Source organism: Sphingomonas sp. HT-1, assembly GCF_048568905.1.
Lineage (GTDB): Bacteria > Pseudomonadota > Alphaproteobacteria > Sphingomonadales > Sphingomonadaceae > Sphingomonas.
The window spans coordinates 1,606,522-1,626,331 of the sequence record NZ_CP183770.1 but is presented as its reverse complement, the minus strand read 5'-3'; the positions used below and the strand labels follow the sequence as shown (position 1 = coordinate 1,626,331).

The 19,810-nt window shown below is 65.3% G+C and carries 22 protein-coding genes and 1 riboswitch; of the genes, 4 read left to right on the top strand and 18 right to left on the bottom strand.

Going from position 1 to position 19,810, the window contains the following annotated elements; genetic code table 11:
- Window positions 1–50: 50 nt before the first annotated feature.
- From glnA to ACNFJ7_RS07475, 3 genes are all read right to left on the bottom strand, one after another.
- The gene (gene glnA, locus ACNFJ7_RS07485) at window positions 51–1,463 is read right to left on the bottom strand and encodes a type I glutamate--ammonia ligase (protein WP_019367832.1); all 1,413 of its coding nucleotides are present in this window, start codon (window positions 1,461–1,463) and stop codon (window positions 51–53) included.
- 95 nt (window positions 1,464–1,558) lie between these two features.
- A complete protein-coding gene (locus ACNFJ7_RS07480; protein ID WP_019367833.1) occupies window positions 1,559–1,897 on the bottom strand; it encodes a P-II family nitrogen regulator in 339 nt (112 codons plus the stop codon).
- Window positions 1,898–2,052: 155 nt separating this feature from the next.
- Complete coding sequence (locus ACNFJ7_RS07475) at window positions 2,053–3,360, bottom strand: methyl-accepting chemotaxis protein (protein ID WP_019367834.1); 1,308 nt, start codon at window positions 3,358–3,360, stop codon at window positions 2,053–2,055.
- Between the two features lie 219 nt (window positions 3,361–3,579).
- Between ACNFJ7_RS07475 and ACNFJ7_RS07470 the strand changes: the two genes are divergently transcribed.
- Window positions 3,580–4,395 carry a ferredoxin--NADP reductase gene (locus tag ACNFJ7_RS07470; RefSeq protein WP_019367835.1) on the top strand — a complete coding sequence of 272 codons (816 nt, stop codon included), beginning with the start codon at window positions 3,580–3,582 and terminating at the stop codon, window positions 4,393–4,395.
- Between the two features lie 43 nt (window positions 4,396–4,438).
- Here ACNFJ7_RS07470 and ACNFJ7_RS07465 read toward each other — a convergent pair whose 3' ends face one another.
- Window positions 4,439–5,494 (bottom strand): threonine aldolase family protein, encoded by a 1,056-nt coding sequence (locus ACNFJ7_RS07465; RefSeq protein ID WP_019367836.1) that lies wholly within the window; start codon window positions 5,492–5,494, stop codon window positions 4,439–4,441.
- A 57-nt stretch (window positions 5,495–5,551) separates the two neighbouring features.
- Window positions 5,552–5,662: riboswitch (SAM-I-IV-variant riboswitch) on the bottom strand.
- Window positions 5,663–5,756: 94 nt separating this feature from the next.
- Window positions 5,757–6,581 carry a type I methionyl aminopeptidase gene (map, locus tag ACNFJ7_RS07460; protein WP_026008827.1) on the bottom strand — a complete coding sequence of 275 codons (825 nt, stop codon included), beginning with the start codon at window positions 6,579–6,581 and terminating at the stop codon, window positions 5,757–5,759.
- Between the two features lie 53 nt (window positions 6,582–6,634).
- Here map and ACNFJ7_RS07455 point away from each other — a divergent pair, with 53 nt between their 5' ends.
- On the top strand, window positions 6,635–7,390 hold the full coding sequence (locus tag ACNFJ7_RS07455) for a competence/damage-inducible protein A (protein ID WP_019367838.1): 756 nt from the start codon (window positions 6,635–6,637) through the stop codon (window positions 7,388–7,390).
- Between the two features lie 18 nt (window positions 7,391–7,408).
- Here ACNFJ7_RS07455 and ACNFJ7_RS07450 read toward each other — a convergent pair whose 3' ends face one another.
- From ACNFJ7_RS07450 to ACNFJ7_RS07390, 13 genes are all read right to left on the bottom strand, one after another.
- Window positions 7,409–7,861 carry a hypothetical protein gene (locus ACNFJ7_RS07450; protein ID WP_019367839.1) on the bottom strand — a complete coding sequence of 151 codons (453 nt, stop codon included), beginning with the start codon at window positions 7,859–7,861 and terminating at the stop codon, window positions 7,409–7,411.
- A 7-nt stretch (window positions 7,862–7,868) separates the two neighbouring features.
- Window positions 7,869–8,714: a flagellar motor protein MotB gene (locus tag ACNFJ7_RS07445; protein ID WP_019367840.1), complete on the bottom strand. Its 846-nt coding sequence runs from the start codon at window positions 8,712–8,714 to the stop codon at window positions 7,869–7,871.
- Between the two features lies 1 nt (window position 8,715).
- On the bottom strand, window positions 8,716–9,048 hold the full coding sequence (locus ACNFJ7_RS07440; RefSeq protein WP_019367841.1) for a hypothetical protein: 333 nt from the start codon (window positions 9,046–9,048) through the stop codon (window positions 8,716–8,718).
- Window positions 9,048–9,572 carry a chemotaxis protein CheD gene (locus tag ACNFJ7_RS07435; protein WP_019367842.1) on the bottom strand — a complete coding sequence of 175 codons (525 nt, stop codon included), beginning with the start codon at window positions 9,570–9,572 and terminating at the stop codon, window positions 9,048–9,050. Before ACNFJ7_RS07435 ends, ACNFJ7_RS07440 begins: the two co-directional genes overlap by 1 nt.
- Entirely contained in the window at window positions 9,572–9,961 is a 390-nt protein-coding gene (locus tag ACNFJ7_RS07430) for a response regulator (RefSeq protein ID WP_026008828.1), read from the bottom strand. Before ACNFJ7_RS07430 ends, ACNFJ7_RS07435 begins: the two co-directional genes overlap by 1 nt.
- 2 nt (window positions 9,962–9,963) lie before the next feature.
- Window positions 9,964–11,010 (bottom strand): protein-glutamate methylesterase/protein-glutamine glutaminase, encoded by a 1,047-nt coding sequence (locus tag ACNFJ7_RS07425; protein ID WP_019367844.1) that lies wholly within the window; start codon window positions 11,008–11,010, stop codon window positions 9,964–9,966.
- Complete coding sequence (locus ACNFJ7_RS07420; RefSeq protein ID WP_019367845.1) at window positions 11,007–11,873, bottom strand: CheR family methyltransferase; 867 nt, start codon at window positions 11,871–11,873, stop codon at window positions 11,007–11,009. Before ACNFJ7_RS07420 ends, ACNFJ7_RS07425 begins: the two co-directional genes overlap by 4 nt.
- 17 nt (window positions 11,874–11,890) lie before the next feature.
- A complete protein-coding gene (locus ACNFJ7_RS07415) occupies window positions 11,891–12,388 on the bottom strand; it encodes a chemotaxis protein CheW (RefSeq protein ID WP_019367846.1) in 498 nt (165 codons plus the stop codon).
- A complete protein-coding gene (locus ACNFJ7_RS07410; RefSeq protein ID WP_019367847.1) occupies window positions 12,385–14,652 on the bottom strand; it encodes a chemotaxis protein CheA in 2,268 nt (755 codons plus the stop codon). The genes ACNFJ7_RS07415 and ACNFJ7_RS07410 overlap by 4 nt, the downstream gene beginning before the upstream one ends.
- Complete coding sequence (locus ACNFJ7_RS07405) at window positions 14,649–15,014, bottom strand: response regulator (protein ID WP_019367848.1); 366 nt, start codon at window positions 15,012–15,014, stop codon at window positions 14,649–14,651. Before ACNFJ7_RS07405 ends, ACNFJ7_RS07410 begins: the two co-directional genes overlap by 4 nt.
- A complete protein-coding gene (locus ACNFJ7_RS07400) occupies window positions 15,011–15,331 on the bottom strand; it encodes an STAS domain-containing protein (RefSeq protein ID WP_019367849.1) in 321 nt (106 codons plus the stop codon). The genes ACNFJ7_RS07405 and ACNFJ7_RS07400 overlap by 4 nt, the downstream gene beginning before the upstream one ends.
- Window positions 15,306–16,190 carry a flagellar motor stator protein MotA gene (gene motA / locus ACNFJ7_RS07395; protein WP_019367850.1) on the bottom strand — a complete coding sequence of 295 codons (885 nt, stop codon included), beginning with the start codon at window positions 16,188–16,190 and terminating at the stop codon, window positions 15,306–15,308. Before motA ends, ACNFJ7_RS07400 begins: the two co-directional genes overlap by 26 nt.
- Before the next feature lie 90 nt (window positions 16,191–16,280).
- On the bottom strand, window positions 16,281–18,701 hold the full coding sequence (locus ACNFJ7_RS07390) for an HAD family hydrolase (protein WP_019367851.1): 2,421 nt from the start codon (window positions 18,699–18,701) through the stop codon (window positions 16,281–16,283).
- A 112-nt stretch (window positions 18,702–18,813) separates the two neighbouring features.
- Between ACNFJ7_RS07390 and flaF the strand changes: the two genes are divergently transcribed.
- On the top strand, window positions 18,814–19,179 hold the full coding sequence (gene flaF, locus ACNFJ7_RS07385; protein WP_019367852.1) for a flagellar biosynthesis regulator FlaF: 366 nt from the start codon (window positions 18,814–18,816) through the stop codon (window positions 19,177–19,179).
- 237 nt (window positions 19,180–19,416) lie between these two features.
- Complete coding sequence (locus ACNFJ7_RS07380; protein WP_236704502.1) at window positions 19,417–19,755, top strand: hypothetical protein; 339 nt, start codon at window positions 19,417–19,419, stop codon at window positions 19,753–19,755.
- Window positions 19,756–19,810 lie beyond the last annotated feature (55 nt).

Sequence of the window (19,810 nt, the reverse complement as noted above, 5' to 3'; positions counted from 1 at the left end):
GCGCCCGGATCGCTCCGGACGCCCCTTCCTTGAAACCGATCCGGCGAGGATCAGCTCGAATAGTACATGTCGTACTCGACCGGGCTCGGGGTCATTTCCCAACGGGCCACGTCGGCGCGCTTGATCTCGATATAGGCCTCGATCTGGTCCTTCGAGAACACGTCGCCCTTCAGCAGGAAGTCGAAATCGGCTTCCAGGCTGTCCAGCGCCTCGCGGAGCGAACCGCACACGGTCGGCACTTCGGCCAGCTCGGCCGGCGGCAGATCGTACAGGTTCTTGTCCATCGGGTCGCCCGGGTGGATCTTGTTCTGGATGCCGTCCAGGCCGGCCATCAGCAGCGCCGAGTAGCAGAGATACGGGTTAGCCAGCGCGTCCGGGAAGCGGAACTCGACGCGCTTCGCCTTGCTGCCCGTGCCGTACGGGATGCGGCACGAGGCCGAGCGGTTGCGGCTCGAATAGGCGAGCAGCACCGGCGCCTCATAGCCCGGGACCAGGCGCTTGTAGCTGTTGGTCGACGGGTTGGTGAAGGCGTTGAGCGCCTTGGCGTGCTTGATCACGCCGCCGATGAAGTAAAGGCAGGTCTCGGACAGGCCTGCATAGCCGTTGCCGGCGAACAGGGGCTGGCCCTTTTCCCAGATCGACATGTGGGTGTGCATGCCCGAGCCGTTATCTTCCTTGATCGGCTTCGGCATGAAGGTCGCGGTCTTGCCATAGGCTTGCGCTACCTGGTGCACGACATACTTGTAGATCTGCATGCGATCGGCGGTGGTCACGAGCGTGCCGAAGGTCAGGCCCAGTTCGTGCTGCGCTGCCGCGACTTCGTGGTGGTGCTTGTCGCACGGCAGGCCCATTTCGAGCATGGTCGAAACCATCTCGCCGCGGATGTCGACGGCGCTGTCGACCGGCGCGACGGGGAAATAGCCGCCCTTGGCGCGCGGACGGTGGCCGAGATTGCCGGCTTCATACTCGCGGCCCGTATTTCCCGGCAGTTCGATGTCGTCGATCTTGTAGTAGCTGGTCGAGTAGCTGTTCTCGAACCGGACGTCGTCGAACATGAAGAACTCGGCTTCCGGGCCGACATAGATGGTGTCGCCGATGCCGGTAGTCTTCAGATACGCCTCGGCGCGCTTCGCGGTCGAGCGCGGATCGCGGGCATAGAGCTCGCCGGTCGAGGGCTCGACGATATCGCACACCAGGATCAGCATCGGGGTGGCCGAGAACGGATCGACCCAGACGGCGTCCAGATCCGGCTTCAGGATCATGTCGGACTCGTTGATCGCCTTCCAGCCTTCGATCGACGAGCCGTCGAACATCAGGCCATCGGTCAGCTCGTCCTCGCCGAGGACTGACGCGACCATAGTCAGGTGCTGCCACTTGCCCTTGGGGTCGGTGAAGCGCAGGTCGATCCACTCGATCTCCTGATCCTTCACCATCTTCAGAATGTCACTGGCCGAATTCGCCATCGTTCTAAGCCCTTTCGCTCTCTTTCGTGTGCCCAACGAATCGGGCAATTAAATTTCTTTTCGCGCGCGCACAATCGACGTGGCGTTGCGCGTCGTCAAACGGCGTTTTCGTTGCGTTCGCCCGTGCGGATCCGAAGCGCAGTCTCCACCGGGATGACGAAAATCTTACCGTCCCCGATGCGCCCAGTCTGCGCGGCAGCGGCGATGGCTTCGACCACGCGCTCGGCCAGGCCGTCTTCCACCACCACTTCCAGTTTCACCTTGGGCAGGAAATCAACGACATACTCGGCACCGCGGTACAGCTCGGTATGGCCCTTCTGCCGCCCGAAGCCCTTCGCCTCGGTAACGGTGATGCCGGAAACGCCCACTTCGTGCAGCGCTTCCTTCACTTCGTCGAGCTTGAACGGTTTGATGATGGCTTCGATCTTCTTCACTTCTTCCCCCAGGCCAGCGGGTGTCGAGCCGCAGTAGGTGTGATTCCTGGGTGTTTAGCAACCCACGTGCCAGAACGGGAGTAGCTAGAGCATCGCACGCGCCGAACGGTTACGGAGGTGGAATCGTGCCTAAGAATTGAGCAGTTGCTGCTTGTTCAGCTGGCATGTAGCTCGGACACGAAACGATCGACGCCCGCGGAGAGCTGCTCCGCGCCAACCAGCAAGTCGATCGACAGATCGGCGATGTGGGCAGCGTTGTCGGCGGCGGCGCTAGCGGAGGCCCCCACCTGCTCAATATCGTTCTGCACTGAATGGGTGCTTTCCACACTGTCGCCGACGTTTAGCGCGATTCTGTGGGTCGCGAGATGCTGCTCGCGTACCGCATGTTCGACATTGTGGGTCATGCCGGCAATGGCCGCAATGGCGGCTTCCACCCGCTCCTGATTTGCGCTTACCCGTTCCACGGCGGCGCGGATTGCCTCGACCTGCCCACTCACGCTTTGCGCTGCTCGCCCCGCTTGGCCTGCGAGCAGCTTCACTTCGTTCGCCACCACGGTGAAGCCGGCTCCGGCCGGGCCGGCACGCGCCGCTTCGATGGCGGCATTCAATGCGAGCAGGTTCACTTGAGACGCGATGCCGCGGATCACGGCGGTGACGGTGCCGATCGTCTCGGCAAAGCTGCCCAGCTCAGCGATGCGGGTGCGGCTGTCGTCCACGCGCTGCACGGCCTCCACCGTCGCGGCACGTGCCGTCGCGGTGTCGCGGCCGATGGCGTCGAGCGTGGCAGCCAGCGCATCCGTCTCCCGCCCGATCGCCGCAAGATTGTCGCGCCGCTGGGCGACCTCTGCCGCAAGCGCCGTGGCGGCGGCGCTGTTGATCGCCGCGCGTTCGGCGGTTGCGGTGGCACCGTTTCGCAGCGTGCCGGCGAGACTGCGCAACTGCTCCGCCAACGCGGCGACTTCGGCCTCAATCCGCTCGCTTGCCGTTTCAATGCGCCGCGCCCGCGCCATCTGGCGCTCAGCGTCCTGCAACTGCTCCTCGGCCGCGAGCCGGATCAGCCTGCGATTGCTGATCACCGCGAACAGCCGGCCATTGCTGGTCAGGATCATACCTTCCTGGCCGTTCTCGGCGGCATAGCTATCGAGCACGGCGCGGGCCGGCACGTGCAGATCGGCCGTGGGGCAGGGCCGGATCAAGGTTTCGATCCGCCGCCCATAGGCGGGATTGCGCAGCAGCGCATGGCCGAACGGGTTGAGCAGCAGGCGGCGGACGTCCTTCTCGAAGATCGCGCCGATCGGCTTGTGAAGGGCGTCCAGCACCGGCAGCAGGCGCAGGTCGGGCTCATCCTGAAAGCGGCGTATGGCAGGCGCGAGCGGCGCATCCAGCGCGACGAAGGGCGGGTTCCGCTCGGCGGGGGTGAGCCAATCCAGAAGGCGGCGGGGATGCGCGGGCAGGGTGGACATCGCGCGCCACCTACGCAGCTGCTGGTAAACGCGGTCTTAGCATTTGATGACAGCTTTGCGACAGGCGTGCGGCCCGCCAGGGTTTAGCGCCTTGAAGTCCTCCTTTCTGGACGCGGGGCGCTTCTGGTGGCAGAGGGCCGCCTTCATGTTTTCTGATCGCGGCGCCGCTTGGCGGGACGCCCGGTCGCTCAGAGAGTTCGAACGAGGATCCTTCCCACCATGACCGTCGATACGCGCGCGCCGGCGCTGCTGCCCGAACATCCCGCTTTCGCCACCGCCAAGGTGCTCTGGGTCCGCCACTGGAACGAGCATCTGTTCAGCTTCGCGATCGAGCGGCCTGCCAGCTTCCGCTTCCGCTCGGGCGAGTTCGTGATGATTGGCCTGCAAGGCGAAGGCGACAAGCCGCTGATGCGCGCCTATTCGGTCGCCAGCCCGTCTTGGGCGGAGGAGCTCGAATTTCTGTCGATCAAGGTGCAGGACGGCCCGCTGACCTCGAAGCTGCAGAAGATCGTGCCGGGTGACGATATCTATCTCGGCAAGAAGTCGACCGGCACGCTGGTCGCCGACGCACTGCTGCCGGGTCGCCGGCTGTTCCTGCTCTCGACGGGGACCGGGCTCGCGCCATTCCTCAGTGTCGCACGTGATCCGGAAATCTATGAACGGTTCGAGCAGGTGGTGGCGGTGCACAGCGTCCGCCGGGTGAGCGACCTTGCCTATCACGACGAACTGTCCGCAAAGTTGGCCGACGATCCGCTGATCGGCGAGCAGGCGGCCGCGCAGTTCCATTATGTGCCGACGGTGACCCGCGAGCCGTTCCACACCAGTGGCCGCATCGGCGAGCTGCTGGAGAACGGCAAGCTGTTCGAGGGCGTGCCCGGCGACCCGGTGCTGCACCCGGAGACCGACCGCGTGATGCTGTGCGGATCGATGGACATGATCCGCGACTTTGCGGCGCTGCTCGAAGGCAAGGGCTTCAAGGAAGGCTCGAACAACGCGCCGGGCGATTTCGTGATCGAGCGCGCGTTCGTCGGCTGACCGGCGTTTCCCCTCCCCCGGGATCCCGGGGGAGGCTTTTCCATCAGGCCGCCATGGCTGTCGTGCCGCTCACCGCGCGGATGTCGTCTGCCAGCTGATCCACCCGCGCCGGATCGGCGTCCCAGGCGAACATGAAGCGGGCGCCGCCGCCGATGAATGTGTAAAAGCGCCAGCCGCGCGCCCGCAGCGCCTCCAGCGCCGGCTCTGGCGCTCGCACGAACACGCCGTTCGCCTCCACCGGGAACATCAGCTCGATGCCGGACAGACCCTGGATCTGTTCGGCCAGTCGCTGGGCGCAGCCATTGGCGTGGGCGGCATTGCGCAGCCAGGCGCCGTTTTCCAGCATTCCAACCCACGGCGCGGCGAGGAACCGCATTTTCGAGGCGAGCTGGCCCGCCTGCTTGCAACGGTAATCGAAATCCTGCGCCAGCGTGCGATCGAAGAAGAGCACGGCTTCGCCCACCGCCATGCCGTTCTTGGTGCCGCCGAAGCAGAGCACGTCGACGCCCGCCCGCCAGGTGATCTCGGCCGGATCGCAGCCCAGGGTGGCACATGCATGGGCGAAGCGCGCGCCATCCATGTGCAGCTTCAGCCCGAGTTCGCGGCAGACGCCGGAGAGCGCCCGCACTTCCTCGACCGTGTAGACCTGCCCGGTTTCGGTGGGCTGGGTGATCGTCACGACGCGCGGCTTGGGGAAATGGATGTCGGAGCGGCTGGTGGCAACGGCCCGCACCGCTTCCGGCGTCAGCTTGCCGTCCTGGCTCTGCGCCACCAGCAGCTTCGAGCCATTGGAGAAAAATTCCGGTGCGCCGCACTCGTCGGTCTCGACATGGGCGGCGGCTGAGCAGATCACGCTATGGTACGACTGGCAGAGCGCTGCCAGGGCTAGAGAATTGGCCGCCGTGCCGTTGAAGGCGAAGAACACTTCGCAATCGGTTTCGAACAGCGTGCGGAAGGCGTCGGCGGCGGCCTGCGTCCAGCTGTCGTCGCCATAGGCCGGGGCGTGACCGCGATTGGCGGCTTCCATTGCCGCCCAGGCTTCCGGGCAGATCCCGGCATAGTTGTCGCTGGCGAATTGCTGAACGTCGGTCGTCTTCACGCGCTACCTGCCTTGTTACTGGTTCCATCACCAGAGAGGCAGACCGACGAAAGCGTGGCTTGAACACCGTGTTGCCGGTTCGGCCACATCCCTCCATCCATGGACAGAGGCACCACCTTGCACGGGGCAGGTTGGTGCCGGGCGTCGGCCCGACTCTTGATGCTGGCCGCCGGGTAGCGGAAGTTGCGGGAGAGCGCAAGATTGTTGCGGTCGCCCTCTCGCCGCCTCCGCTAAGTTTAGGAAGTTTAGGCTCGTGGCGTGTTCAATAGGGCGGCTGGTGCAGGCCCTTGGGGCTGAGAGTAAAGATTTCGCAGCCGGTTTCGGTGATGCCGATCGAGTGTTCGAACTGCGCCGAAAGCGATCGATCGCGCGTCACCGCCGTCCAGCCATCGTCGAGCAGCTTCACGTCCGGCCGGCCGGTGTTGATCATCGGTTCAATGGTGAAGAACATGCCGGGCTTCAGTTCCGGCCCGGTGCCCGGCCGGCCGACATGCACCACTTCCGGCGCGTCATGGAACATGCGCCCCACGCCGTGCCCGCAGAAATCGCGCACCACGCCATAGCGGTGCTTTTCGGCATGGCGCTGGATAGCGTGGCTGATGTCGCCGAGGTGATTGCCGGGCTTCGCCTGTTCAATGCCGAGCATCAGGCATTCATAGGTGACGTCAACGAGCCGGCGCGCCTTGATCGGCACGTCGCCCACGAGGAACATGCGACTGGTGTCGCCGTGCCAACCATCGACGAGCGGCGTCACGTCGATATTGACGATATCGCCATCCTTCAGCGCGCGGTCGCTCGGGATACCGTGGCAGACGACATGGTTGATCGAGATGCAGCAGCTATGCGTATAGCCGCGATAGCCCAAGGTCGCGGGCACGCCGCCGCCATCGATCGCCATCTTGCGGACGATGTCGTCCAGCTCCTGCGTCGTGACGCCCGGCACGACATGCGGCACCAGCGCATCCAGAATCTCCGCCGCGAGACGGCCGGCGCGGCGCATCCCTTCGAACCCTTCGGGGCCATGGAGCTTGATCGCATGGCTGCGAGCCAGCGGCATGTCCGCTGTGACGGTCACATATTCGGTCATCATGGCAATATAGGCATTTGCACGCCGCTTTGCGAGGGCGTAGCGCAGTGCACATGCAAGAGCGGATCTGGACAGCGGCCCTGGTGGTGATCGGCGACGAAATCCTTTCGGGCCGGACGCAGGACCGAAACGTCGCGCAACTCGCCAGCTGGCTCAATGTGCAGGGCATCCGCCTCGCCGAGGTGCGGGTGGTGCCCGATGTGCAGGCGGCGATCGTCGAGGCGGTAAACGCGCTGCGTCTGCGCAATGATTACTGCTTCACCACCGGCGGCATCGGGCCGACCCATGACGACATCACCGTCGATGCGATCGCCGCGGCACTGGGCGTGCCGGTGGAGATCCATGCGGAAGCCCGCGCGATGCTCGAGGGCTATTATGCCAGCCGCGGCGGGCTGACCGAGGCGCGGATGCGCATGGCGCGGGCGCCGCAGGGCGCGGCACTGATCCCGAACCGGATGTCCGGCGCACCGGGACTGCGCGTCGGCAATCTGTTTATCCTTGCGGGCGTGCCGCACATCGCCGCGGGGATGCTGGACGCGCTGACCGGCACGCTGGAAGGCGGCCGCCCGGTCCTGTCGCGCACGATCGGCTGTTGGGTGGCCGAAAGCGAGATCGCCGATCTGCTGGCCGATACCGAGCAGGCACATCCGGGCGTCGCTATCGGCAGCTACCCGTTTTTTCGCGAGGGCAAGGTGGGTGCCAATTTCGTGGTGCGGGCAACCGATGCGGCGGTACTCGACGCCTGTATCGCGGCGCTTGCCGAAGGGTTGGCAACGCGCGGCTTCCAACCCGTTCCGGACGGAATCTGAAGCGACGCGTCCCGGCGATCAGGCCGGGGTGGCGGCGGTGACGGCAACCTTGCGGATCGCCTTCGCGCCGAACGCCTCGGTGGCGGCGGCATCGACAACGGTGCGGAAGCTGTCCAGGTTCGGCAACATGCCGTCCGGCCCGGCCGCAAGCGGCGTGCGATAGGTGCGCATGTTGATCGCGTGGAGCAGGAGCGGAAGGCGCGTAGTGACGTAATCGGCCTTCGCCTCGTCCACCTCCAGCTGCACTTCGAAAGCGGCATAGCCGGCAAGCCGGCCGTCGGCGAAGACGAGGGGTGCCAGCACCCGTCCGGTAGGGACGAACCGGGTCGGCTCCTCCGCCTTCTCTTCCTTGACTTCGGCATGAGCCGCCGCTGCGCCGATGCCTAGCATCTGCACCATCGCATAGGCCGCGCCGCCGCCGATGCCGAGGCCGGCGATCAGGACGACCAGCAGGAACAGGATTTTCTTCACCGCGCCCTCAGAACTTGAAGCTGGAATCGCTGGGGAGTGCGGAGGTCTGGCCTCGCAGCACGATGCTGATGCGGCGGTTTTCGGCGCGCGCCGGCTGATCCGGATAGACCGGCTGGGTAGCGCCCATCGCGATCACCTCCGCGAAGCGATCTGCCGTCACGCCGTTCGCAACCAGCGCCGAGCGCGCGGCAAGAGCCCGCTGGCCGGAGAGCAGCCAATTGGCATCGCTCTGCCCGCCCGCGCCATCGGTATGCCCTTCGATGGCGATCTGGGCGCCGATATTGGCGATCTTGCCTGCCACCTTGGCCAGCAATTGGCGGGCATAGGGGTTGAGATCCGCCGTGCCCGGCTTGAACATCGATTGCTGGTCGGTATCCATCAGCGTGATCCGCAGGCCGAAGCGATCCTGCTGGATGTCGATATTCTTCTTGCCCTGAGCATCCGGCGAGGCTTCGAGCGCAACCATCAGTTCGGAGGCCATGACGCGCATCGTTGCCGGCACGTCCGCAGTGCCGCCGCGCGCCGTGCCTGCGGTGGCAGCCTGGAAGGTCGGCTGGCCTTTGGCAGGGGTGGGATCCGCCTCGGAACGGCGGGTCGGGCCGCCCGCACCGGGCGCGGTGTTGCTGACCGGTGTTGCCGGTGCGTTGTCCGCGATCGTCGGGGAGAAATACTTGGCCAGGCCCTTCAGCCGATCCTTGTCGGGATTGGAGATGAGCCACAGCAGCATGAAGAACGCCATCATCGCCGTCACGAAATCGGCATAGGCCACCTTCCACGCGCCGCCATGATGGCCGCCCGCGATCTTCTTGACCTTCTTGACGATGATCGGCCGCGCGTCCCCCCCTCGGGCCATGTTACTGGCCCTTCAACGCGGTACGCAGGCGATCCTGCACAGCGCCGAGCCGCACATGGCTGATCGCCGAGAGCGAATCCTCGCCGCCTGCGATGCGATCAAGCAGGTTCACGCACTCATCGGCGTGCTGGATGAGGTAATCGAAGGCTTGGAGCTGTTCCAGATAGTTGTTGGCGAAATGCTCGTCGCACACGAGCACTTCGGCCAGCAGTTCCAGCTTCTCCCGGATTTCGCGGATCTCGCCCGCCATCACGCTGTGCAGCACGCCGGCGAACGGATCGTAGCCGGGCAGGGGGTGCGTGTTCGAGGGTTCCGACATGGGCAGGCACGACATCAGAAAAGCTCCAATTCTCCGCCGGGTGCGGGCATGGGCGGGGGCGCAACGGGACGTTCTTGGACGCGCTCCGCCACCTTGGTGCAGCGGCTCTTGCCCTCGTGCGGCAGGAACTCGACCTTGCGGGCGAGCGTGCCGCCGAGATCGCAATGCGCAATCGAAATGCCTTCGGTTTCCATGAACCGGCGGGCGAAGGCAGCATTGGAGGCACCAATGCCGCCCAGACCGGAGATGATGTTGGCGCCACCATAAAGATGGGCCTGAAGCCGCGTGCGCGTTGCGCCCTTGGCCATCATCCCGTTGATCAAGAGCTCCATCGCGTGGACGCCATAGCGCGCCATATCCGAACCCGAGACCTTATGATCCGCGCCGGGTTCTCCCAGCAGGAAATGGTTCATGCCGCCCACCTTTGCCACCGGGTCGTACAGGCACGCGGCCACGCAGCTTCCCAGCAGAGTCGAGATGATGACATGGGGCTCGCCGATGACTGCGTTTTCGCCCTGGACGATGGAAACTCTACGCATCAGGTCAGCTCACCGAAAACGCGTTCGATCTTCTCCTTCAGCGCCGCTGGCGCGAAAGGCTTCACGACATAGTTGTTGACGCCCAGCGCGGCCGCTTTCTGCACAACCTCGCGATCCGAAGAGCCGGTGAGCATGATGAACACCGTCTTGCCGATCACCGGATCGGCGCGAACCGCTTCCAGGAACTGCAGCCCGTCCATATCGGGCATGTTGTAGTCGGAGATGACCAGGTGAACACGATCGCTCTTGATCGCCGGCAGTGCCTCGGTGGCACTCGGCTTATCGCGCACGTCCTTGAACCCGAGATCCTGTAGCGCACGACGGATCATCGCCCGCATACTGGTCTGATCATCGACGACCATCACCTTAATCTGTGATGCAGCGGGCATTTTTATGCGCTCCCAACCTTAACCGTTTCGCGACAGGCCTTCAGAATAGCTTCCGGCATTGCCGACAGACCAACTTCCCGTTCCACTGCGCCGAGTTCCTTCGCGGCGCGGGGCATGCCCCATACCACGCAGGTCTCCTTGCTCTGCCCGAAGGTGCGAGCCCCGGCGCGGCGCATTTCCAGCAAGCCCTGTGCGCCGTCGCTGCCCATCCCGGTGAGGATGACGCCGACCGCGCCCGAGCCCAGCCGGGCGACCGAGCGGAACAGCACATCCACCGAAGGACGGTGCCCCGTTACCGGATCGCCATGGATCAGCTTGATCCGGCCGTTCGCCCCCCCAGACAGTTCCATGTGCGTTTCGCCTCCAGGAGCAATATAGACGGTTCCCGGGGCCACCTGGGCACCATCCGTAGCTTCCACCACCGTTACCCGGCACTCGGCGTTCAGGCGCTGTGCGAAGCTGCGCGTGAAGGTTGCCGGCATGTGCTGAACGATCAGGATCGGCGGGCAATCCTCCGGGAGCGACGGCAGCAGCGAGAATAGTGCTTCCACGCCGCCCGTCGACGAGCCGATCGCGATCAGCTGGCCGGCGGCACCGCCGCCTGCGCCGACGCTCGGCTGGGCGGGCAGGCGCTGCGGCCCGGCGCGGGCGATCGACCGGGCGGCGGTCTTCACCTTCTCGCACAGCAGATGCGCGTCGCGTTCGATATCCTCGGGTGTGCCGCTCGGCTTGGTCACATAGTCGACCGCGCCGAGGCGCAGCGCCTCGATCGTCACTTCCGCACCGCGCGCGGTGAGGGTGGAGCACATCACCACCGGCATCGGCCGGAGGCGCATGATGCGCTCGAGGAACGACAGGCCGTCCATCCCCGGCATTTCGACGTCGAGCGTCAGCACGTCGGGATTGAGCGCCTTGATCATGTCGCGGGCCGCGAACGGCTCCGGCGCCATGCCGACCACTTCGATATCGGGATCGGCCGAGAGCATCCGCTTCAGCGTCGCGCGCATGGAAGCGCTGTCGTCGACGATGAGCGTACGTACTGGTTTCATGCCCTGGACTCCGGCTTATGATAAATTGTGTGCCCGCACGACCGCATCTTGGCAGCGGCGGGGCCGATCAGTCGTTCGGAATGTCCAATATAGAGGAATGCGCCGGGTGCGAGCTGTTCGACGAAGCGATGTTCCAGCTCTTCCTTCGCGGGATCCCCGAAATAGATCATTACGTTACGGCAGAAGATCACGTCATACGCGGCCTTGAGGGGCCATGGTTCGAACAGGTTCAGCACCTTTGCGGTGACGAGCTGGCGCGCTTCGTCCGCCATCTGGAAGCCGCCGGCAGCAGGCCGCATCCAGGTGGAACGATACGGTTCCGGCACGCCGGAGGCGACGTTCTCGGCATAGACTCCGCGCTGCACCGACTCCACCACATGCGGGGCGATATCGGTGGCCAGCAGCCGCACGTCGGCTTGGCGCAGCCAGGATGCCGAACTCCGGTCCGGCCCCAGCAGGCACATGGCGATCGTATAGACTTCCTCGCCCGACGAGCACCCTGCCGACCAGATCCGGATCGGGCCCTGCTTGCGCTTCAGCGTCGGCAGTACCGTTTCGCGGAAATGGTCGAAATGGTGCGGCTCGCGGAAGAAATGCGTGTGGTTGGTCGTGAGCGCGACCACCATCGCATGGCGTTCCTCCGCATCGCTGTGCACCAGATCGACATAGTCGCAGAAGCGGGTGAGGCCGAACTTGCGCAGCCGCCGCGCGAGGCGGGACTGGACCAGCGTGGTCTTCGCCTCGCTCAGCGCGATGCGGGCATCCTCGTGCATGATCGTCGCGATGGCCTGGAAGTCGCGAGGCGTGAGCTCCGCCACCTGGCCCGGTGCCATCCCGTTCCCGGCGCCGGCGGACGCCGTCATGGCGCCCCCGGCGGGGCTCATGCTGCCAGATCCAGATGCTTGGTGAGGCTCAGCGCGTCGAGATCGAGCAGCAGCACCATGCTGCCATTCTCGTCCCGGCTGCCGTCCTTCGCCCGGGTGGCGATGCGCACCAGGCCCGCGATCACGCTTTCCTCCAGCGCGGTCTCGACTGCAGGCGCCGGCTGGATCTCGCCCACGTTGATGCCGACGATGTCGTTGACCTCATCGACGAGGAAGCCCGCTTGCTTGCCTGCGATGTTGACGACGAGGATGCACGAGCGTGCGTGGAGCACACTCGGCTCCCAGCCCAGGCGCTCGGCCAGGCCGACGACCGGGATGACGTTGCCGCGCAGGTTGGTCACGCCCTTGACGAAGCTGGGCACGTTGGGGAGCGGGGTGGGCTCGTCCCATTCGCGGATTTCGATGAGCGCGCTCATGTCGATCCCGAAGATCTGCTTGGCGAGCGAGAAGGTTACGATCTTGCGATCATTGGCGGTGTCGGGGGTGGTGCTCATGCTGCCAGTCCTTTGGGCGTGAAACGAGTGGGCGAGGAAACCAGCGCCTCGATGTCGAGGATGAGAGCGATCGAGCCGTCGCCCAGGATGGTCGCGCCACCCAGGCCGCGGATCGGATGCAGGTTCTGATCCAGGCTCTTGATCACGACTTCGCGACGGTCATCGATGGTGTCGACGACGAGACCGACCTTGCCCGAGCTTTCGCTCTCGACGATCACCACCAGCGAGTCCTCGATGGCGCGGTCGTCGTTCAGGCCGAAGATCTCGGTCGCGCGCTTCACCGGCAGATATTCGCCGCGCATGTCGATCACTTCGTGGTCGGGCGCGGTGCGCTTCACCTGGCCGGGCTCGGGCTGGATCGTCTCCAGCACGTGCGTCAGCGGCAGGACGAAGCGTTGGCCGGCGAGCCGCACGATCATGCCGTCCAGAATGGCCAGCGTGAGCGGGAGGATCATCGTGAAGGTCGTGCCTTCGCCCGGTACCGAGTGAATCTCGACGCGGCCGCCCAGGGCTTCCACGTTCGAGCGCACCACGTCCATGCCCACGCCGCGACCCGAGATGTTCGAGATCTTCTCCGCGGTGGAGAAGCCCGGCGCGCAGATCAGCTGGTCGATTTCCTCGTTCGTCAGCACCGCATCGGCGCTGATAATGCCCTTTTCAACCGCCTTTGCACGGACGCGTTCGCGATTGATGCCGCGGCCATTGTCCGCGACGCGAACGAAGATCCGGGCACCCTTCTGCTCGGCCGACAGCTTGATCGTGCCGGCGGGGTCCTTGCCCGCCGCGATCCGCTCCTCGGCGCTTTCCAGGCCATGGTCCGCGGCGTTGCGGATCATGTGGGTCAGCGGATCGCCGATCTTCTCGATCACGCCCTTGTCGACTTCGGTCGTCTCACCGATCGTCTCGAGGTTGATCTGCTTGCCGGTCTCGACCGAAAGATCGCGGAGCATGCGCGGCACGCGGCTGAAGGCCTGCCGGATCGGCTGGGCGCGCAGCGACATGACGTTGTCCTGGATCTGCCGGGTGAGGCGGGCCAGTTCGGGCAGTTCAACGCGCTGGCGATCGGCCGGCGACAGCCGGTCAGCCAGGATCGAGTTGCGGATCACAAGCTCGCCGACCAGGTTGAGCAGCAGGTCGAGCTTGACCAGGTCGACGCGGATGGTCTGCGCGGCTTCGTTGGCAGGCTTGGCCGGACCGCCACCACCGCCACCACCACCCGGGCCGCCCGAACCCGGCGTGCCGCCACCGCCCGCCGGCGGCGTAGCGGCCGCTGCGGGGGCGGGATCCGGCGCGGGAGGGGGGGCGGCAGGCGCTGCCGCAGCTGCGGTCGGCGCAGGTGCGGGCGTCGGGGCAGGACCAAGGTCCATGAAGTCTTCAACGGTGGCGGTGACCGGCACGAACGGGATTTCGTCGCCGTCCATGGGTGCTTCGGTCGTGCCGGGGGGAGGCGTTTCTTCACCACCGCGCTTGATCTCGATCACCGAGTCCGGCGCGACGAAATCGAAGCAGTCGGAGAGGTCGCTCTCGGGCAGCTCGGCCGGTGCGGCGATGACCCAGGTGACATAGCTGTCCTCCGGATCGATCTCGCGAAGTGGCGGCAGCGCGCTGAGATCCACCGACTCGACGCGGGCGCCCAGGCCTTCCAGCTCGCGCACCGTCAGCAGCGGCTCGGCCGCATTGGCGAGCGCAGCACGCGAGGGCTTGAAGCGGACGGTCCAGCCGGCAGCTTCCTCCGCCGGGCCATCGAGATCATCGAGCGACACGCCAACGGGGCGGAAGCCGAATTCGTCTTCCTCTTCCTGCATCGCCGGCGCGGGCGCCGGTGCAGCAGGCGCGGGGGCAGGCGCGGCCGCAGCCGGCGCGTCGCTATCGGGAACGCCCTTGTTGGCGAGCACCTGTTCCAGCGCGCTCAGCGCCGCCGCGTCGTTCGGGCGCGAGGCATTGCCCTTCGCCGCTTCGACATGATCGGACAGCACGTCGAACGAGCTGAGCATCACCCGGATCACGCCGGGCGTGGGGACGATCTTTCCAGCACGCACTTCATCGAGCACGTTTTCGAACTTGTGCGCGAATGCGGTCAAATCCGAATGGCCGAAGGCGCCGGCGCCACCCTTGATCGAGTGAATCGCGCGGAACACGCCGGCAATGGTTTCCGCGGACAGGTCGCCCGCCTGCATCGCCGACAGGCCTTCTTCGGCTGTCGTGAGGCCTTCAGTGCACTCTTCGAAGAAGATTGCCTGGATATCGTCGAACTCGTCGCTCACGGGCAAACGCGGCGGATGGCCGCTCCCAGCTTGGTGGCTTCGAAGGGCTTGGTAATCCAACCGGTGGCACCGGCATTGCGGGCACGAGTCTTCTTCTCGTCCGAGAATTCGGTCGAGAGCACCAGGATCGGCACGCCCTTGAACTCGGGAACCTTGCGTACGGCCTCGATCAGCTCGAATCCGTCCATCTTCGGCATATTGATGTCGGTGATGAGCAGGTCCGGCTTCACCTCGTGCATGCGCTCCAGGCCATGCTGGCCATCATTCGCGCTTTCGATACGAAAGCCCTGCGAGGTCAGCGAGGTCTTCAGGAGCATCCGCATGCTCGCGGAATCGTCGACGGTAAGGATCAGCTTGGTCACAGGAGGTCTCCGGTATCAATGCCGACCGCGGCGGCGAGTTGGCAGCGGTTCACACGATCGGTGAAGGCAGTGCTGGGGTTGAGGATGGTGAAGGCCTTGCCGATCCGTTCGGCTTCGGTGCGGGCGGCGATCAGTAGCTGCAGCACCGCCTGACCGACGCTCTCGACCTGAGAGGCATCGATTTCGACCGGGCCGTCGCCGTCGATCGCCTGGATCAGGCGCGTTTGGAGGTCCGCGGCCGTCACGGTCGTGCCGTGAGCGGGCAACGCGAGCGCATCATCAGCGCTGTCGTCAAGCGGCGGCAGGGGAAAGTCCATTCTTGGCCTCGTCGAGAGCGGTTTCGAGTTGCTGGAAGCTCGGCGCGTACGCGGACGGCGTCATGCGACGGGCGATTTCGATGGCCACCTGCACCGGCTGGTTCTGGGCATAGGCAACGATCGCGGTCTTCACGATGGAGAAGGGCTTGGAATCCCCCTCGATGGTTTCGAGCAGCTTGGTGGCGAGCGGGGCGACCACGCAGTAGGAGAGCAGCACGCCCAGGAAGGTACCGACGAGCGCGCCGCCGATCATCGCGCCCAGGATTTCGGTGGGCTGATCGATCGAGCCCATCGTCTTGATGACGCCGAGCACCGCGGCGACGATGCCGATGGCGGGAAGGCCATCGGCCATCAGCTGCAGCGCGTGCTGCGGGCCGGTTTCCTCGTGATGGTGCTTCTCCATATCGGCTTCCATCGCCGATTCGAGCTGATGCGGATCTTCGAAGTTCACCGTCATCATCCGCAGGTAATCGCAGATGAATTCGATCAGGTGGTGATCCGCGAGCAGCCGGGGATAGGGCTTGAAGAGATCGCTTTCTTCCGGCTTGTCCAGGTGCGGTTCAATCCCGGTGGCGCCGGACTTCTTGAACAGTGACAGCAGCGTGAACATCAGCGTCAGCAGGTCGGTATAGTCGCTTGCCTTCCAGCGGCCGCCCTTGAACGAGCGGACCAGGCCGGCACCGGCCTTCTTCACCGTTGCCATCGAATTGCCGACGATGAAGGCGCCGATCGCCGCACCGGCAATCGCCATCATTTCGTGTGGCAGCGCGTGCGCGATGATCTCGAACTTGCCGCCCGAGATCACGAAGCTGCCGAACACGCAACCCAAAATGATTATGAAACCGACGGCGTTCAGCATGACGGGCTCGAAAACTTTCCCTGGATGTTTCCAGAATTATAGGATGGTTTGGGACGCAGCGGTGGCTCGGGACTATTGCTTAGTGACGATTCAGCGTACGCCCGGCGCGTGCACCGGCGCCGCGTGCTGCGGCGCTTCGGCCGCCTGCGTTTCCCGCCGCGCAATCGGGCGGAAGGTGATCGCCAGCATCATCGGCCGATCGTCGGCGCGAGGCGGCGGCGGCACCATCATGAAGGCAAATTCGTTCTCGCAGTGGAACAGGTGAGGCGCTGCCTGCACCATTCCCTCCAGCGAGGGCGCGGCATCCTGTTCCTCTTCCCCCGGCCGCTGGGTTTCACTGAGGAAGCGTTCGACCGGCATGAACACCGCGCTTTCCACCTGCACCCAATCGAATAGCTGGCCGAACTGCACTCCCACCGAGAAGCGGCAATCGCCTATCGGGATAGGGGCTAGATAATAGCCGTCGTGCGTGGGCGTTGCGGTAACGGTGCCGGTGGACGCCGTGGTGCCATCCGCAACGATCAGCGGCAGCGAGATCGTGCTGTCGACGAAATCCGCATATTTGAACGGGAGCCCGAACCGCTTTTGGGTGAGCAGCGAAAGACGTATCGGCATGCCTTCGCCGTGCAGTTCGGCGGGCAGGTACATCCGTTCCGAACCCTTCATGTAGAACAGCCCGCGCCGCCGCAGCCCGCGCCGGGCGATCTCCGGATCGAACAGCGCCACCGTATCGTCGACGCCCAGGTTGATGTCGTGTTCGAACGCGTTGAGCACCGCCAGCTCGTGCGGCAGGGGCAGGTACATCAGTCGGGCGAGCGTGGCGGTGGCGGCGTTCCGCCACAAACTTAGCTCGTCGATCGGAGCGCCGCGCAGCCGCATCGCCGCCTGTTCGCGTTCGAACCGAACCACGCCGCTCTGGATGCGCTCACGCGTTTCGCTCTGTCGGCCCTTGATGCTGTTGCCCTTGCGGATCGGCGTGCCGTCCGCCTGGTAGTCGACGGTCGAGCCCTGAGCCGCCGTGCAGATCTGCTCTAGCACCGCGACGTTGAGCGCCATCGCCTCGAGCGTGTGCGCATCATAGCCGCTTTCGTCGATCAGGCCCTTCTTGTCGAAGCCGCTGCGGAACTGCTCGCGCAGCAGCAGGTACCGGCCAGCGACGTGCACGTCGAAACGCTTGGCGAGCAAGGTGTCGATCTGGTTCTGGACCGATCCGTTGTAGCCGAGATCGACCAGCATCAGCGTGTCGCCGGGCTGCGGATCCACCATGGCCCGGACGTGCGCCTCCAGCCGATCGCCAAAGGCTTTAGCCGATTTCTGGATCTGCTTCATTCGCAAAGGCTTGCGGATCTCGCGCAGGAACGCCGCCAGGCGGCCGTTTTCCTTTGGCAAGCCGCGCAGCAACTGCTTCGCTTCGGGCGCCGGCAGCATCAGCTGGCGCGTGACCGCCTCCAGATCCGTGCCGAGCTCGAACTGGAGATAGCGATCCACGGCGGCATCGCTGGTCAGCGACGCGGCGGTGGCGGTGAAGCGGCTGATCTCGACCGGATGGCCGATGGCGGCATGCCCGGATGTCTGGTGCACACGCATGGGCAGCAGCCCGTCGCGAAGCATGAACAGCCAATGCACGGTGCCGCCGCGTTCGGCCTGCAGCGTTGCCGCCTCCTGTTGCAGCCAGCGTTCGAACCCGTGCAGCACTGGGCCGAGCACCGAGAAGCCCAGCGCTTCGGCATCGTCGGTGATCAGCGGCTCCGCAGCGGCGAGTGCGGCGCGGTGCGGCTGCTGCCCGCCGATCACGCCCGGCAGACGCGGGTGGAGCATCGCTCCAACGGCCGATTCCATGCGCAGGCGCTGTTCGGTGCCCGCCGCGAACTGTTGCAGGTGAAGCGTCTGCACCCCGAACGGCGCGACGCCCCCGACATCCGCCGCCTTGTTGTCGCCGATATGCAGGATGGTGCCCGGCGCGCGCTTCAGCGCCTTCAGCACGTCTTCGTACAGGCCTTCCGCCTTAGAGCGACCATAGCGCGACGAGCAGAAGATCCGATCGATCAGGGCTGCGACATCGTCTCCCGCGGCGCGGGCGATCAGCGTGCGCAACTGCTCCGCATCGAGATAGGTGTCGGATACGATGATGACGCCGATGCCCCGGCGCTTCGCCTCACGCATCAGCGCCACGGTGGGTTGGAACCCGAAGCAGTGACGCGCCTCGGCGTCGATTTCGTGGCGGACAGCCGCCTCGATCACCGCGCGGCCGGCGTTGGGAAAAAGTTGGCGATAGATCTCGCCGATCGTCACTTCGTTGCGCCGATGCTGCATTAGCGCGGCCGTGCGTGCGCGCGTTTCCGCCCACTGGCGTTGCAGCGCAGTGATTTCCGGCAGCGCATCGAACAGGTCGCGCGGCGCATGGCAATCGCGCCACAGCAAGGTGTCGAAGCAATCGAGCGAAAGCAGCGCCACCGTGTCGCGTCCGTCGAGCGCGGTCGGCAAGGCATGCGGAAGGATGAAGTCGGTCAAGGCCCTGTCCCTGGAGATGCGCCCGCACCATGGGACGCACGAATCTTATAGGAGGGCGAAGAACCAACCCGGCAAAATCTTCCTAGAATAGGGCAGTAGCAAAGGAGCCACGATGACCATCAATGCTTATCAGGCGGCCCGCAGCCGGGCCGAGACGCCACGCGCCGCGGAACTGCGGCTGATGCGCGAAATCACCGGTGAGATGATGGCGGCGCACGACGCCGGGTTGAAGGGCGCGTTCCTGATGCCGGCGCTCTATCGCAACCGTGAGATGTGGTCGGTATTCGTCACCGACTGCGGCACGCGCGGCAACAACCTGCCGAACGATCTGCGCGCCAAGATCATTTCGCTCGGCCTGTGGGTCGATCGGTTCACCAGCGATGTCGTCGCCGGTCGTGAATCGGTCATGGCGCTGGTCGAGGTAAATCGGTCGGTCATGGAAGGACTGGCGGGGCAGGAACGCGCCGTAGCCGCCTGATCCCGATCCTTCCGCAAGCACCAGCAGAGCCCCGGAAGCACTTCCGGGGCTTTTTTGGTGCGTGCCCGATCAGCCGCGGCGAGACGGGCGGCCGGCATCTGCCGTGGGTGCCCGCGAATTTTGAAGTTCCCGGCCCGGCGTTATGCTATTCAGAACGGAGACAACCTTCGCCCCCGGCGCTGGTGTCGAGCGGCAGGGGCGGGTGGTGGCGAGATGTTCGGATTGGTTTTCGCGAACATGCTAGTGATACTGATGATCGATGAGGCGGGGCTGCGCAGCATGCTTGCGGCGCGACTCGCGCTGGCCGGCGCCGACGTCGTCAGCATGGAAAATGTCGACGCGGGGCGGATCGCCCGGCTCACCTCGCAATCGCCCACGCTGGTCGCGGACGCGGCTGCTGCTGCCCGACACCCGGGCGGCATCGATGCACTGGCGGCCGATGCGGCCTGGCGCCTCGTCGTTATCATCGGGATGGAGCACGCAGCGGACGGCGCCGACCATGTCCATTATGTCCGGGCGGACGATCCGGTTGCTTCGATCTCGGCACTGCTGCGCGGGGCCGCGACCACGCATTGACGCAGCGATAGGCAGCAATCCCGAAGGCGACGTGTGTGCGCCGGGCGCCGCCTTC